15 protein-coding genes are annotated in these 14089 nt (G+C 59.5%); 8 read left to right on the plus strand and 7 right to left on the minus strand.

Annotated features, from left to right (window positions below):
* Positions 1-105: 105 nt before the first annotated feature.
* A complete protein-coding gene (locus QMK52_RS01065; RefSeq protein WP_320403729.1) occupies positions 106-1212 on the minus strand; it encodes an NADH:flavin oxidoreductase/NADH oxidase in 1107 nt (368 codons plus the stop codon).
* Between the two features lie 126 nt (positions 1213-1338).
* Positions 1339-3240, minus strand: coding sequence for a potassium transporter Kup (locus tag QMK52_RS01070; RefSeq protein ID WP_005785476.1), 1902 nt, complete (start codon positions 3238-3240; stop codon positions 1339-1341).
* 289 nt (positions 3241-3529) lie between these two features.
* On the opposite strand from QMK52_RS01070, the gene rimO reads away from it, so the two are divergent.
* The 5 genes from rimO to tsaA all read left to right on the plus strand — a co-directional run bounded on the left by rimO (position 3530) and on the right by tsaA (position 7464).
* On the plus strand, positions 3530-4870 hold the full coding sequence (gene rimO, locus QMK52_RS01075; protein WP_005785474.1) for a 30S ribosomal protein S12 methylthiotransferase RimO: 1341 nt from the start codon (positions 3530-3532) through the stop codon (positions 4868-4870).
* A gap of 109 nt (positions 4871-4979) precedes the next feature.
* Positions 4980-5453, plus strand: a complete 474-nt coding sequence (locus tag QMK52_RS01080) for a GNAT family N-acetyltransferase (protein WP_005785473.1) — start codon at positions 4980-4982, stop codon at positions 5451-5453.
* Between the two features lie 71 nt (positions 5454-5524).
* Entirely contained in the window at positions 5525-6235 is a 711-nt protein-coding gene (locus QMK52_RS01085) for an rRNA pseudouridine synthase (protein WP_005785471.1), read from the plus strand.
* Between the two features lie 68 nt (positions 6236-6303).
* Entirely contained in the window at positions 6304-6765 is a 462-nt protein-coding gene (locus QMK52_RS01090; RefSeq protein ID WP_005785469.1) for a DUF1456 family protein, read from the plus strand.
* A gap of 3 nt (positions 6766-6768) precedes the next feature.
* On the plus strand, positions 6769-7464 hold the full coding sequence (gene tsaA / locus QMK52_RS01095) for a tRNA (N6-threonylcarbamoyladenosine(37)-N6)-methyltransferase TrmO (protein ID WP_320403730.1): 696 nt from the start codon (positions 6769-6771) through the stop codon (positions 7462-7464).
* Between the two features lie 182 nt (positions 7465-7646).
* Here tsaA and fpr read toward each other — a convergent pair whose 3' ends face one another.
* A complete protein-coding gene (gene fpr, locus QMK52_RS01100) occupies positions 7647-8426 on the minus strand; it encodes a ferredoxin-NADP reductase (RefSeq protein ID WP_003189055.1) in 780 nt (259 codons plus the stop codon).
* Positions 8427-8551: 125 nt separating this feature from the next.
* Here fpr and QMK52_RS01105 point away from each other — a divergent pair, with 125 nt between their 5' ends.
* Positions 8552-9478 (plus strand): LysR family transcriptional regulator, encoded by a 927-nt coding sequence (locus tag QMK52_RS01105; RefSeq protein WP_003189054.1) that lies wholly within the window; start codon positions 8552-8554, stop codon positions 9476-9478.
* A gap of 3 nt (positions 9479-9481) precedes the next feature.
* Here QMK52_RS01105 and QMK52_RS01110 read toward each other — a convergent pair whose 3' ends face one another.
* The 3 genes from QMK52_RS01110 to QMK52_RS01120 all read right to left on the minus strand — a co-directional run bounded on the left by QMK52_RS01110 (position 9482) and on the right by QMK52_RS01120 (position 11541).
* Entirely contained in the window at positions 9482-9844 is a 363-nt protein-coding gene (locus QMK52_RS01110) for a diacylglycerol kinase (RefSeq protein ID WP_003189051.1), read from the minus strand.
* 75 nt (positions 9845-9919) lie between these two features.
* Positions 9920-10570 carry a response regulator transcription factor ErdR gene (erdR, locus tag QMK52_RS01115; protein ID WP_005785464.1) on the minus strand — a complete coding sequence of 217 codons (651 nt, stop codon included), beginning with the start codon at positions 10568-10570 and terminating at the stop codon, positions 9920-9922.
* Positions 10571-10821: 251 nt separating this feature from the next.
* Positions 10822-11541 (minus strand): tRNA-uridine aminocarboxypropyltransferase, encoded by a 720-nt coding sequence (locus QMK52_RS01120; protein ID WP_005785462.1) that lies wholly within the window; start codon positions 11539-11541, stop codon positions 10822-10824.
* Positions 11542-11719: 178 nt separating this feature from the next.
* On the opposite strand from QMK52_RS01120, the gene QMK52_RS01125 reads away from it, so the two are divergent.
* Together QMK52_RS01125 and QMK52_RS01130 are read left to right on the plus strand one after the other, a co-directional pair.
* Positions 11720-12154 (plus strand): PA3611 family quorum-sensing-regulated virulence factor, encoded by a 435-nt coding sequence (locus tag QMK52_RS01125; RefSeq protein WP_005785460.1) that lies wholly within the window; start codon positions 11720-11722, stop codon positions 12152-12154.
* A 292-nt stretch (positions 12155-12446) separates the two neighbouring features.
* Complete coding sequence (locus QMK52_RS01130; RefSeq protein ID WP_320403731.1) at positions 12447-13559, plus strand: TIGR00730 family Rossman fold protein; 1113 nt, start codon at positions 12447-12449, stop codon at positions 13557-13559.
* 62 nt (positions 13560-13621) lie between these two features.
* Here the strand turns inward: QMK52_RS01130 and recX are convergent, their stop codons facing one another.
* Positions 13622-14089 (minus strand): recombination regulator RecX, encoded by a 468-nt coding sequence (gene recX, locus QMK52_RS01135; RefSeq protein ID WP_005785456.1) that lies wholly within the window; start codon positions 14087-14089, stop codon positions 13622-13624.

Consider the following 14089-nt stretch of genomic DNA (forward strand, 5'->3'; position numbering starts at 1 on the left):
CCTACAGCGCTTGCTTACGCCGTGGTCGATACAGGACGCGAGTTCTGGCAACCGCAAGAAAAAACCCACCGTATCAGGGTGGGTTCGACCTAACTGCGCGCGGGATCAATCGCGCAGATCCGACTCATGAATCGGCTGGTCCCGATGGGTTGCCCGCTGGTACTGCGCCGGCCAGATAGCCTTGCGCCCGCCCAGGTCATCGTCGGCATGCAACGGCCAGTACGGGTCACGCAGCAGTTCACGGGCCAGGAAGATGATGTCGGCCTGGCAGGTGCGCAGGATGTGCTCGGCCTGGGCCGGTTCGGTAATCATGCCAACCGTGCCGGTGGCGATGCCCGACTCCTTGCGTACCCGTTCGGCGAAGCGCGTCTGGTAGCCAGGGCCGGTGGGGATCTCGGCATTGGCGGCGGTGCCGCCGGAGGACACATCGATCAGGTCAACACCCAAGTCTTTCAGGCGGCGCGCCAATTCCACGGTTTCATCCGGGTTCCAGCCGTCCTCCACCCAATCGGTGGCCGATACCCGCACAAACAGTGGCAACTCCTGAGGCCAGGCCGCACGTACGGCCTTGGTCACCTCCAGCACCAGGCGAATGCGGTTTTCGAACGAGCCACCGTAGTGGTCCTGACGCTGGTTGCTGATGGGCGAGAGAAACTGGTGCAGCAGGTAGCCATGGGCAGCATGGATTTCCACCACTTCAAAACCTGCGGTCAAGGCACGCTTGGCGGCAGCGACAAAGTCGGCGATTACTTGCTGGATCTGCCCTTCGTCCAATTGCTTGGGCTGGGCGTGATTGGGGTCGAAGGCAATCGGCGAAGGGCCCACCGGCACCCACCCGCCCTCCTCCGGCTTGACACTGCCATGTTTGCCGATCCAGGGACGATGGGTGCTGGCCTTGCGCCCGGCATGGGCCAGTTGAATACCCGCCACCGCGCCCTGGGCCGCGATAAAGCGCGTGATACGCCGCAGCGGCTCGATCTGGGCGTCGTTCCACAGGCCCAGGTCCTGGGCGGTGATACGCCCATCAGCCGTCACGGCGGTGGCTTCGGTGAAAATCAGCCCCGCGCCCCCCACGGCTCGGCTGCCGAGATGCACCAGGTGCCAATCATTGGCCAGGCCGTCGTCGCTGGAGTATTGGCACATCGGCGAGACCGCGATGCGGTTGAGCAGGGTCAATTGGCGCAGGGTATAGGGTTCGAGCAGCTGACTCATGGCGCACCTCTTCTGGGTTCTATGGGCACTGTTCAACAGTGTTTAGAGCCTAGTCGACAACCATCGATTGCACAGGGTTCAGAAAGGAAAGCGGGAGCCGATTGCCGGCTCCCGTTATGCAGCGCCTTACATTTCGACCTGGGTGCCCAGCTCGATCACACGGTTTACCGGCAGCTTGAAGAAGCGCAGGTTACCGTTGGCGTTCTTCAACATGAAGGCGAACAAGGTTTCGCGCCAGCGCGCCATGCCCTTGATGCGCGAGGCGATCACGGTCTCGCGGCTGAGGAAATAGGTGGTGCGCATCGGGCTGAAATCCAGATCATCCAGATGACACAGCTTCAGCGCTTCGGGCACGTCCGGCTCATCGGTGAACCCGAAATGCAGGATCACGCGAAAGAAGCCTTCGCCGTAGGAGTCCACCTCGAAACGCCGTGCGGCAGGCACCCGTGGAATGTCTTCGTAGACCACCGTCAGCAGCACCACCTGCTCATGCAGCACCTGGTTGTGCAGCAGGTTATGCAACAGCGCGTGGGGCACCGCATCCGGGCGCGCGGTCAGGAACACCGCCGTGCCCTGCACGCGATGAGGCGGCTGCACGCGGATGCTGCTGATAAAAATCGGCAATGGCAGCCCACCCTCGTCGAGGCGCTCGACCAGCAATTGCTTGCCGCGCTTCCAGGTGGTCATCAACACGAACAACACGATCCCCGCCAGTACCGGGAACGCGCCGCCCTGGATCACCTTGGGCACGTTGGCGGCGAAAAACAGACCGTCCACCAGCAAGCAGCAGAGCAACACCGGCACCGCCAGCACTGGTGGCCACTTCCACAGCAACAGCATGACCGCCGACACCAGGATGGTGGTCATCAGCATGGTGCCGGTCACCGCTACGCCGTAGGCCGACGCCAGGGCACCGGAAGATTCGAAGCCCAGCACCAGCAGGATCACGCCCACCATCAACGACCAGTTCACGGCGCCGATGTAGATCTGGCCTTGCTCGGCACTCGAAGTGTGCTGGATGTGCATACGCGGGATGTAACCCAACTGGATCGCCTGGCGGGTCAACGAGAACGCACCGGAAATGACTGCCTGGGACGCGATCACGGTCGCCAGGGTGGACAAGCCCACCAGCGGGATCAGCGCCCAGCTCGGTGCCAGCAGGTAAAACGGGTTGCGCGCGGCCTCCGGATCGCCCAGCAGCATCGCGCCCTGGCCGAAATAGTTGAGCACCAGCGCCGGCAGCACCAGGATGAACCAGGCACGTGCGATAGGCTTGCGCCCGAAGTGGCCCATGTCGGCGTACAACGCTTCGGCGCCGGTCAAGGCCAGCACCACCGCGCCAAGAATTGCCACGCCGATGCCGGGGTGAACCATAAAGAAGCGCACGCCCCATGCAGGGTTCAGCGCATTCAATACTTCAGGCTGCTGCAGAATGCCGTACACCCCGAGACCGCCCAACACCAGGAACCAGGTGACCATCACCGGGCCGAACAGCTTGCCGATACGATCGGTGCCGTGTTTCTGGATCAGAAACAGCGCCACCAGCACGATCAACGCAATGGGCACCACCCATTTTTCCAGGCCGTCGAACGCCAGTTCCAGGCCTTCAATGGCCGACAATACCGAAATCGCCGGGGTGATCATGCTGTCGCCATAAAAGAGCGCCGCGCCACACAGGCCGCACACCACCAGGAAACTGCGCAATTTAGCGCGCTCCCCGGCTGCCCGCCGCGCCAACGCCGTGAGCGCCATGATGCCGCCCTCGCCCTGGTTGTCGGCACGTAGCACGAACAACATGTACTTGATCGACACCACCCAGATCAGCGACCAGAAGATCAGCGCCAGGATCCCCAACACGCCGTCATGATTGACCTGCACCCCGTAACCGCCGTTGAACACCTCTTTAAGGGTGTAGAGCGGGCTGGTCCCGATATCGCCATAAACCACCCCGACTGCCGCCACCAGCATGCCAATCGGTTTGGCGTTTGAATGCTCGGCACCTGCTGCCTGACTACTTGCCTGACCCATCAACCACTCCTGCCCTTTGACCTGAGGTCTTTTATAAACAGCACGACTAAGCTGACCCTAGCATGCGCTGTTTTACTTCTCGAAACAGACGTTTTATTGACCCAAGGGCATTACCCGTGCGCAACGGCGCGAAGCATAGCGCAGCACTCGTCGCATTTCCCTGCATAAAGCTGGTCAAGTGCGCTGCCCGCCGATAGAATTGCGCACTTTTTGATCAGAGGCGCACCAAGCGTCCATCCGTTGCCTTGTCGTGCACGACCGGCAGCGTCATTCAATACCGAGGTTAGACATGTCCACCACCATCGCAAAAGCCAACCCCAAGGTTGGCTTTGTTTCCCTGGGTTGCCCGAAGGCTCTGGTCGACTCCGAGCGCATCCTCACGCAATTGCGGATGGAAGGCTATGACGTCGTGTCCACGTACCAGGACGCCGATGTGGTGGTGGTCAACACCTGCGGCTTTATTGATTCGGCCAAGGCCGAGTCTTTGGAAGTGATCGGCGAAGCCATCAAGGAAAACGGCAAGGTCATCGTCACCGGCTGCATGGGTGTGGAAGAAGGCAATATCCGCAACGTGCACCCAAGCGTGCTGGCTGTGACCGGCCCGCAGCAGTACGAGCAGGTGGTCAACGCCGTGCATGACGTGGTGCCGCCACGCCAGGATCACAACCCGCTGATCGATCTGGTGCCGCCTCAAGGTATCAAGCTGACCCCACGCCACTACGCGTATCTGAAGATTTCCGAAGGCTGCAACCACAGCTGCAGCTTCTGCATCATCCCGTCGATGCGCGGCAAACTGGTAAGCCGCCCGGTGGGTGACGTGCTCGACGAGGCCCAGCGCCTGGTCAAATCCGGCGTCAAGGAGTTGCTGGTAATCTCCCAGGACACCAGCGCCTACGGCGTCGACGTGAAATACCGCACCGGTTTCTGGAACGGCGCGCCGGTGAAAACCCGCATGACCGAACTCTGCGAAGCCCTCAGCAGCCTGGGCGTGTGGGTGCGCCTGCACTACGTTTACCCGTACCCGCACGTGGACGAGCTGATCCCGTTGATGGCCGCCGGCAAGATCCTGCCGTACCTGGACATCCCGTTCCAGCACGCCAGCCCCAAAGTGCTCAAGGCAATGAAACGCCCGGCGTTCGAAGACAAGACCCTGGCGCGTATCAAGAACTGGCGCGAGATCTGCCCGGAGCTGATCATCCGTTCCACTTTCATCGTCGGCTTCCCCGGCGAGACCGAAGAAGACTTCCAGTACCTGCTCGACTGGCTGACCGAAGCGCAGCTGGACCGCGTCGGCTGCTTCCAGTACTCGCCGGTGGAAGGCGCTCCGGCCAACCTGCTGGACCTGGCCGTGGTGCCGGACGACGTCAAGCAAGATCGTTGGGAGCGCTTCATGGCGCACCAACAGGCGATCAGCTCTGCACGCCTGCAACTGCGCATCGGCAAGGAAATCGAAGTGCTGATCGACGAAGTTGACGAGCAAGGCGCCGTTGGCCGCTGCTTTTTCGATGCACCGGAAATCGACGGCAACGTGTTTATTGACGATGCCAGCGGCTTGAAGCCGGGCGACAAGGTCTGGTGCACCGTGACCGACGCCGACGAGTACGACTTGTGGGCTGAAAAGCGCGACTGAAGCGTGTTTGCGTAATATTTTGAAAAAGCCCCGCCTCTGACAAGATGCGGGGCTTTTTTAGGTCTATCGTTTTGCTCATCAGCGCCAATAACGCCAAGAGGCAGCGGTCATGCGACAGCATTCGGTCATCCATACGCCTAAATCCAGCGACTACCCGCGCCTGGCGCAGATCTGGGAAGCCTCGGTACGCGCCACCCACGACTTCCTGCCGGACAGCTATATCGACCTGTTGAAAAACCTGGTGCTGACCCGCTACCTGGATGCGGTGATGCTGATCTGCACCAAGGACTCGCGCCAGCGCATCACCGGGTTCGCCGGGGTGGTGGCCGGCAAGGTGGAAATGCTGTTTATCGACCCGCAACACCGTGGCCAGGGCCTGGGCCGGCAATTGCTGGGCTATGCCATCGAACACCTGAACGCCGAGGAACTGGACGTCAACGAGCAGAACCCCCAGGCGCTGGGCTTTTACCTCAAGCAGGGCTTCGAGGTGATCGGACGCACGGAGCATGATGGCCTTGGGCAGCCTTACCCGTTGCTGCATATGCGTTTGCGCCAGCTGCAACAACAGGCGCGCCAGGGCTAAATGAAATGGGCTCGGGATTAACCGGCGCCAGGCAGGTACAATAGCCGCCCCCTTTTGTTACGGCCCTTGTCATGACTGACCCCATACGCCTCTCCAAACGCCTTATCGAACTGGTCGGTTGCTCCCGTCGGGAGGCTGAGCTGTTTATCGAAGGCGGCTGGGTCTCGGTGGACGGCGAAGTGATCGACGAGCCGCAGTTCAAGGTCACAACCGAAAAAGTCGAGCTGGACCCAGAGGCCAAAGCCACCCCGCCAGAGCCGGTGACCATTCTGTTGCACGCGCCGGCAGGTATGGACGCTGAAACCGCCATGGCCACGATCAGCGCCGAAACCTTGTCTGAAGAACACCGCTTCAGCAAGCGCCCGCTCAAGGGGCATTTCCTGCGCCTGACCGCCAGCGCCGACTTGCAAGCCAAGGCCAGCGGCTTGCTGGTGTTCACCCAGGACTGGAAGATTCTGCGCAAGTTGACCGCCGATGCCGCCAAGATCGAGCAGGAATACGTAGTAGAAGTCGAAGGCGACATGGTTGCCCACGGCCTCAACCGCCTGAACCACGGCCTGACCTACAAAGGTAAGGAACTGCCCGCCGTGAAAGCCAGCTGGCAGAACGAAAACCGCCTGCGCTTTGCGATGAAAAACCCGCAACCCGGCGTGATCGCACTGTTCTGCGAAGCCGTTGGCCTGAAAGTCATCGCCATCCGCCGCATCCGCATCGGCGGTGTGTCCATTGGCAAGGTGCCAGTGGGCCAATGGCGCTACCTGTCCGGCAAAGAGAAGTTCTAAGCCGTTCCCCTTTTCCCGACACCGCCTGATTGGGCGGCGTCATCAGTTCAATAGCAGGATTGCTCACCATGATTCACAACGACGTACTGCGCAGCGTGCGCTACATGCTCGACATCAGCGACAACAAGATGGTCGAGATCATCAAGCTCGGCGGCATGGACGTGACCAAGGAAGACCTGCTGACCTACCTCAAGAAAGATGAGGAAGAAGGCTTCGTGTTCTGCCCGGATGAAGTCATGGCTCACTTCCTCGATGGCTTGGTCATCTTCAAGCGCGGCAAGGACGAAAGCCGTCCACCGCAGCCGATCGAAACGCCGGTGACCAACAACATCATCCTGAAAAAGCTGCGCGTGGCCTTCGAACTCAAGGAAGACGACATGCATGCCATCCTCAAGGCAGCGGAGTTCCCGGTGTCCAAGCCAGAGCTGAGCGCGCTGTTCCGCAAGTTCGGCCATACCAACTACCGCACCTGTGGTGATCAGTTGCTGCGTAACTTCCTCAAGGGCCTGACCTTGCGGGTCCGTGCCTAAGCCATGAGTTACCAGGTCTCGCCCGTCGGTTTCGTACGCTCCTGCTTCAAGGAGAAGTTCGCCATCCCGCGCCAACCGCAACTGGCACCGGCTGCCCGTGGCGTACTGGAGTTGGTGGCGCCGTTCGACCAGGGCGAGGCGGTGCAGGGGCTGGAACAGGTCAGCCATGTGTGGTTGCTGTTCCTGTTTCATCAGGCCCTTGAAGACAAGCCACGCCTGAAAGTGCGCCCGCCACGCCTGGGCGGCAATACGTCCATGGGCGTGTTTGCCACCCGTGCAACCCATCGACCCAACGGCATTGGCCAATCGGTGGTCAAGCTGGACAAGGTGGAACCGGGGCGACTGTGGATTTCCGGGATCGACTTGCTCGATGGCACGCCGGTGCTGGATATCAAGCCATATGTGCCCTATGCCGACATTGTCGACAGCGCTACCAACAGCATCGCCAGCAGCGCGCCGCAACTGATTGCGGTGCAGTGGCTGAAGACGGCGCTGCAACAGGCGCAAGGCCACGCTCAACGCCTCGGCGAGCCGTTGGTGGAACTGATTGAGCAGTGTTTGGCGCAGGATCCGCGGCCGGCGTATCAGGTTCCTACGTCGGAACGGGAATACGGTGCGCAATTCTGGGATGTGGATGTGCGCTGGCACTACCCGGAACCCGGGATGATTTGTGTGCTGGAAGTGGTTGCGGCGCAGTAAATCGCATAAACGAAAAAGCCCGCGCTGCCTTCACAGGCAACGCGGGCTTTTCTTTGCAAACGCATTCAACTGTAGGAGCGAGCTTGCTCGCGAAAAAACTACAAGCACCGCGTTAATTCAGGCTGCCAGCGTTATCGTTGACGTTCTTCGCGAGCAAGCTCGCTCCTACAAGTGACCCGAAGTTACTTCTCGACGAACGCACGCTCGATCAGGTAATCACCCGGCTCACGCATCCGCGGCGAAACCTTCAGGCCGAAGCTGTTCAGCACTTCGCTGGTCTCATCCAACATGCTTGGGCTGCCGCACAGCATGGCGCGGTCGTCTTCGGGGTTGATCGGTGGCAGGCCGATGTCGCTGAACAGCTTGCCACTGCGCATCAGGTCGGTCAGGCGGCCTTCGTTTTCGAACGGCTCGCGGGTCACGGTCGGGTAGTAGATCAACTTGTCACGCAGGGCCTCGCCGAAGAATTCGTTCTGCGGCAGGTGCTCGGTGATGAATTCGCGATAGGCGACTTCGTTGACGTAACGTACGCCGTGGCACAGGATCACTTTTTCGAAACGCTCATAGGTCTCCGGATCCTGGATCACGCTCATAAATGGGGCGAGGCCAGTGCCGGTGCTGAGCAGGTACAGGTGTTTGCCCGGCTTCAAATCGTCAAGCACCAGGGTGCCCGTCGGTTTTTTGCTGATGATGATCTCGTCGCCTTCCTTCAAGTGCTGCAATTGGGAAGTCAGCGGGCCATCCGGCACCTTGATGCTGAAGAATTCCAGATGCTCTTCCCAGTTCGGGCTGGCAATCGAGTAAGCGCGCATGAGCGGGCGGCCGTTGGGCTGTTGCAGGCCGATCATCACGAACTGACCGTTCTCGAAGCGCAGGCCCGGATCGCGGGTGCACTTGAAGCTGAACAGAGTGTCGTTCCAGTGATGAACACTGAGGACACGCTCGTGGTTCATGTTGCTCATGTACGGGGGACTCCTGGAAATGGGTCTGCGCCAAAGGTAAGGATGCGCAATTGCACAGCATTCTAATGGCGGCGACAATATCTGTTAACTGGATTATTAAGATAAGGGTTATCGGTTATATCGATATGCGATTTACTCTCCGTCAACTTCAAGTTTTCGTCGCCGTCGCCCAGCAGGAAAGCGTCTCTCGCGCTGCTGGCCTTCTGGCCTTATCTCAATCCGCCGCCAGCACGTCGATCACCGAGCTGGAGCGTCAATCCAGCTGCCAATTGTTCGACCGCGCCGGCAAACGCCTGAGTCTCAACGCCCTCGGTCACCAGCTATTGCCCCAGGCGGTTGCACTGCTGGACCAGGCCAAAGAGATCGAGGACCTGCTCAACGGCAAGTCCGGCTTCGGCTCCCTGGCGGTCGGCGCCACGCTGACCATCGGCAATTACCTGGCGACGCTGCTGATTGGCAGCTTTATGCAGCAGCATCCCGAAAGCCAGGTGAAACTCCATGTGCAGAACACTGCACATATCGTGCATCAGGTAGCGCACTACGAAATTGACCTGGGTCTAATTGAGGGCGACTGCAGCCACCCGGATATCGAGGTGCAGACGTGGGTAGAAGATGAGCTGGTGGTGTTCTGTGCGCCGCAGCATCATTTGGCCAAGCGTGGCGTGGCCACCATGGACGAATTGACCCACGAAGCGTGGATCCTGCGCGAACAAGGCTCGGGCACGCGCCTGACGTTTGACCAGGCCATGCGCCATCATCGCAGCGCGCTGAATATCCGTCTGGAACTGGAACACACCGAGGCGATCAAGCGGGCAGTGGAGTCGGGGTTGGGGATCGGCTGCATTTCGCGGCTGGCGCTGCGCGACGCCTTCCGCCGCGGCAGCCTGGTACCGGTGGAAACCCCGGACCTGGACCTAGCCCGGCAGTTCTACTTCATCTGGCATAAGCAGAAATACCAGACCTCGGCGATGCGCGAATTTCTCGAACTGTGCCGCGCTTTCACCGCCGGGGTGCAGCGCAGCGACGAGATCGTACTGCCGAGTATCGCCTGATCGTCAGATCAGGATCACCGCCCACACCAGAGTGATCATGGTCAGTGCCACAAATTGCGCGGCGCTGCCCATGTCCTTGGCGTTTTTCGACAGCGGGTGGCGGTCCAGGGAAATACGGTCAATGGCCGCTTCTACCGCAGAGTTGAGCAACTCGACAATCAACGCCAGCAGGCACACCGCAATCAGCAGTGCCCGCTCGACCCGGCTGACCTGCAGGAAAAAGCTCAAAGGGATCAGGATGACGTTCAACAACACCAACTGACGGAACGCCGCCTCGCCGGTGAAAGCTGCGCGCAGACCATCCAGGGAATAACCCCCTGCATTGAAGATACGTTTGATACCGGTTTGACCCTTGAAAGGCGACATAGATGTAGGCAACTGAACCAAAGAAGTGGGGAAGCTAGATCACGCAAAGTCAAAAAAGCGTGAAGTGGCTGTAACTTAATGTTGCGAGATTGACTCAAGTTGTTGCAAAAGCAACGCCGCCTGGGTCCGGGTACGCACCCCCAGCTTACGGAAAATCGCCGTGACATGGGCCTTGATGGTTGCTTCCGACACGCTCAATTCGTAGGCAATCTGCTTGTTCAGCAAACCTTCGCAGACCATGGTCAGCACCCGGAACTGCTGGGGGGTGAGACTGGCCAGGCCATCGCGGGCGGCCTTGGCTTCGTCGGACACGTTGATTTGTTCAAACGCCTGGGGCGGCCAGGACACATCGCCGTCCAATACCGCGCGCACGGCTTTCTGGATCTCTTCCATCGCGCTGGACTTGGGAATGAAGCCACTGGCGCCAAACTCCTTGGAGCGCACCACCACGTCGGCTTCTTCCTGGGCCGAGACCATCACCACGGGGATCTGCGGGTATTGCCCGCGCAGCAGCACCAGCCCGGAAAAGCCGTAGGCACCGGGCATGTTCAGGTCGAGCAGCACCAGGTCCCAGTCGGATTTTTCGGTGAGACGAGCTTCCAGTTCGGCGATGCTGGCCACTTCGACCAGGCGAACATCAGGGCCAAGCCCCAGGGTGACTGCCTGATGCAGAGCGCTGCGAAACAGCGGATGGTCATCGGCTATCAGGATTTCGTATGTGGCCATTGGTTAAATGATCCTGTTTTTTATGGCAGCCCTGATGGTTCAGGGCTCACCAATACACAAGGCGACGGCCTGGCAGCTATCGCCACAGGGCTTGCTCAACGTCAAAAGCACTTGAAACGACGTCAGGCATTCACGGTTGCGCCCCAATCGGCGCCCAGCATGACCAGCGTAGCCTGGAGGGTCAAGCACTACGCCCGCGGGCATTTTAGCGGGTTGCAGGTTTACGGTGCCATCATGCAAACGTCGTCTGGTTATACCGCCGGGATGTAGGGTGCAAGGCGAGTATGCACAACGTCCGTCGGGTCCAGCGGCATTTGGAACTTGGCAGCCAGGTAATGGGTGCTGAATACATCGAGATAGGCATCCAACACTTCGCTGGCGGCCACGTCTTCGGCCAACTCCAGACACAGTGCCGCCACCTCGGCGGTGCAGAAATGGTCATCACGCTTGGAACGCCGCAGTTTGTAGCGTGACAACTGCTCTGGCGCCAGGCTCAGTACCGGCAAGTGCTCCAAGTAGGGGCTTTTGCGAAACATCTTGCGCGCTTCGCTCCAGGTGCCGTCCAGCAAGATGAACAGCGGGCGCTTGCCCTCCTCCATGCGCACTTCACTGACCACCCGTTCTGGTGCCACGAATTCACCGGGGAAGACAATATATGGCTGCCACTGCGGATCGGCCAACAATCTGAGCAAATCGGGGTCGACTTCGGTGCGCGACCAGGCGAATGCAGTGGTGTCGTGTATGACATCAGCGATCAGCCAACCCGTGTTGCTGGGTTTCATCGGCTCAACGTCATGCATCAACAGGCACATGGCCGACTTGGCTTGTACCTGGGGCCGCCAGGCACATAAGCAGTACTCGGGAATTACCCGACAGCCGGAGCAACGCTCAGCTCGGGAACCACGATTAAGAAACGGCCTGACGGCACGCGCCAGACGCTGAGCACGCAAACGGGAAACGGCGTGGCTCATCGGGCACGCGGCGAAGAAAAGGGAATCGACACGGAAGAAACTCGTGAAAAACAGAAGTCCCGAAGTTTACCAGCGATACGCCTGGCTGTAGTGGCAAGGGCTCACCTATAATTGCGCGCCACTGAACGCACAGCGCAGTGGCTGGTCTATGCACCAGTAACCGAATCAGGAGAGTTTCATGCTGCGTTCCATGCTGCGCCTTGTTGCCCCATCCCTCGCCATAGCGTTGGTCTTGCCTATGGGCGCCCACGCGGCCTCGCTGCTGGAGGCTCAAATGAACAGGAAGCTGCAAAGCGTCGCGGCCGAAAGCAACAAGGACCTGCCCCGGGAAATTGATGAAAAGACCCTGGAAGTGGCCTACACCGTTGAAGGTATGCAGCTGATTGATCACCTCAGCGTTCAGCCTGATCGTGCCGAACAGATGCGTGCCAACCCCAAGGCTGTGTATTTCCAGCTCGGCCGCAGTGTCTGCACCAACCCGGGCTACCGCGAACTGATGGCAAAGGGTGCTGTAATGCGCTACGAAATCACCGAGAACAAGACCAACCGCCCCGTGGCTTCGGTCAAGTTCGTTGAAGCCGATTGCCCGGCTCCGACAAAGAAGAAAAAGTAACCACTGCTAAACCCTCGCGCGCGGCTGTCCAGCGGCGCGCAATCCTTCGATCCGTTTTCTGCCAACGACTGAACGCTCTGATGCGTAACCAATAAGCGGTTGCCAGCCAAGGGTTTTTCGGCCCATGATCAAGCCATCCCATACGCCCGCCCACAGCTATTTCAATGCTGTTCAGTAACACTTTCAGGGCATAAGCGGCCTGCCCTCCTGTGGCATGCAACGACACATGCAGTGTCGTGGCCCCGACGACGCTCTCGTCGACTATCCGGCCCTGTAAAGAAGGAGAAGTTGAATGCCTTATGAATCCAATGATCAGTTGCTTCGTCATTTTGAAGAAAACGGGACCGACCTCACGCAGCAGGTCGACGCGCAAATCCAGTTGATCGCCCCCAATAGCCCGAATATCCCCCTTTATCGCGACATGATCCTTACCGTTCTGCGCATGGCCCAGGACGACCGGGATCGCTGGAATGCCAAGATCACCCTGCGCGCCATTCGTGAATTGGACCATGCCTTTCGCGTACTCGAACAATTCAAGGACCGGCGCAAGGTGACGGTGTTCGGCTCGGCACGTACACCTGTGGAAAGCCTGCTGTATGCGCTGGCCCGAGAAGTGGGTGCAGCATTGGCGCGCTCCGACCTGATGGTGATCACCGGCGGTGGCGGCGGCATCATGGCGGCAGCCCACGAAGGCGCGGGCCTGGCGCACAGCCTGGGGTTCAATATCACGCTACCCTTTGAACAGCACGCCAACCCCACCATCGATGGCACTGAAAACCTGCTGTCATTCCACTTCTTCTTTACTCGCAAGCTGTTCTTCGTCAAGGAAGCCGACGCGCTGGTGTTGTGCCCAGGCGGTTTCGGCACCCTGGACGAGGCTTTGGAAGTACTGACCCTGATCCAGACTGGCAAGAGCCCGCTGGTGCCAGTCGTGCTGCTGGATGCGCCGGGCGGTGGGTTCTGGCAAGGCGCCCTGGACTTTATCCGCAGCCAGCTGGAAGCCAATCGCTATATCCTGCCCACCGACCTCAAGCTGATACGCCTGGTCTACAGCGCCGAAGAAGCAGTGGATGAAATCAACCAGTTCTATGCTAACTTCCACTCCACCCGTTGGTTGAAACGCGAGTTTGTGGTGCGCATGAACCATCCTCTCAGTGAGCGTGCTCTGGCCCATTTGCAGCAAGAGTTTGCCAGCCTGCGGCTCAGTGGCGAGTTTCAACAACTCGCCTATACAGGCGAAGACCATGACGAACCAAGGTTCAGTCACTTGACCCGCCTGGTGTTCAACTTCAATGGCCGCGACCAGGGGCGACTGCGTGAATTGGTGGATTACATCAACCTGCCGGAAAACTGGGCACAGGCCCAAGGCAAGACGCAGCAACGCGTGACATCACTGCCGGCGTAGTTTTTTGCAGGCGAAAAAAAAGGCCCACTATTTTCATAGTGGGCCTTTTCGTTTTGGGGCGTTCAGTCGTCCATATCGCGGCCGCTCAACAAGCGGCTGATCATGTCCATCGAAAACCCGCGATAGCTCAGAAAGCGCCCTTGCTTCGCACGCTCCCTGGCGTCAATCGGAAGGTGCCCCGCAAACTTGCGGCGCCAAGTGTCTTCCAACTGCGACTGCCAGTTGATACCGCACTCACGCAGGGCAAGGTCGATATCGGCACGTTGCAGACCACGCTGGCTCAGCTCTTCACGAATCCGCGCAGGGCCGTAACCGGAGCGCGCTCGATAGGACACAAAACTTTCAAGGTAACGGGCTTCCGACAACAGCCCTTCTTCTGTCAAACGGTCGAGGGCTGTTTCGATCATCTCAGGCTCTGCGCCGCGCTGACGCAATTTACGCGTCAGCTCGACTCGGCCATGCTCGCGGCGAGCGAGCAGGTCCATTGCAGTGCGCCGAACGGCGACGAGTGTATCCAGTACAACAGTCAT

Source organism: Pseudomonas sp. P9_2 (assembly GCF_034008255.1).
Classification (GTDB): Bacteria; Pseudomonadota; Gammaproteobacteria; order Pseudomonadales; family Pseudomonadaceae; genus Aquipseudomonas; species Aquipseudomonas synxantha_A.

What these genes read in the sequence shown, in the direction of transcription:
- QMK52_RS01105 (WP_003189054.1), top strand. Translation starts at nt 8,552, where the DNA reads ATGCGATTTACTCTCCGTCAACTTCAAGTTTTCGTCGCCGTCGCCCAG.
- QMK52_RS01080 (WP_005785473.1), top strand. Translation starts at nt 4,980, where the DNA reads ATGCGACAGCATTCGGTCATCCATACGCCTAAATCCAGCGACTACCCG.
- fpr (WP_003189055.1), bottom strand. Translation starts at nt 8,426, where the DNA reads ATGAGCAACATGAACCACGAGCGTGTCCTCAGTGTTCATCACTGGAAC.
- QMK52_RS01125 (WP_005785460.1), top strand. Translation starts at nt 11,720, where the DNA reads ATGCTGCGTTCCATGCTGCGCCTTGTTGCCCCATCCCTCGCCATAGCG.
- QMK52_RS01085 (WP_005785471.1), top strand. Translation starts at nt 5,525, where the DNA reads ATGACTGACCCCATACGCCTCTCCAAACGCCTTATCGAACTGGTCGGT.
- QMK52_RS01130 (WP_320403731.1), top strand. Translation starts at nt 12,447, where the DNA reads ATGCCTTATGAATCCAATGATCAGTTGCTTCGTCATTTTGAAGAAAAC.
- rimO (WP_005785474.1), top strand. Translation starts at nt 3,530, where the DNA reads ATGTCCACCACCATCGCAAAAGCCAACCCCAAGGTTGGCTTTGTTTCC.
- QMK52_RS01070 (WP_005785476.1), bottom strand. Translation starts at nt 3,240, where the DNA reads ATGGGTCAGGCAAGTAGTCAGGCAGCAGGTGCCGAGCATTCAAACGCC.
- QMK52_RS01090 (WP_005785469.1), top strand. Translation starts at nt 6,304, where the DNA reads ATGATTCACAACGACGTACTGCGCAGCGTGCGCTACATGCTCGACATC.
- QMK52_RS01110 (WP_003189051.1), bottom strand. Translation starts at nt 9,844, where the DNA reads ATGTCGCCTTTCAAGGGTCAAACCGGTATCAAACGTATCTTCAATGCA.
- tsaA (WP_320403730.1), top strand. Translation starts at nt 6,769, where the DNA reads ATGAGTTACCAGGTCTCGCCCGTCGGTTTCGTACGCTCCTGCTTCAAG.
- recX (WP_005785456.1), bottom strand. Translation starts at nt 14,089, where the DNA reads ATGACTGTTGTACTGGATACACTCGTCGCCGTTCGGCGCACTGCAATG.
- QMK52_RS01120 (WP_005785462.1), bottom strand. Translation starts at nt 11,541, where the DNA reads ATGAGCCACGCCGTTTCCCGTTTGCGTGCTCAGCGTCTGGCGCGTGCC.
- QMK52_RS01065 (WP_320403729.1), bottom strand. Translation starts at nt 1,212, where the DNA reads ATGAGTCAGCTGCTCGAACCCTATACCCTGCGCCAATTGACCCTGCTC.
- erdR (WP_005785464.1), bottom strand. Translation starts at nt 10,570, where the DNA reads ATGGCCACATACGAAATCCTGATAGCCGATGACCATCCGCTGTTTCGC.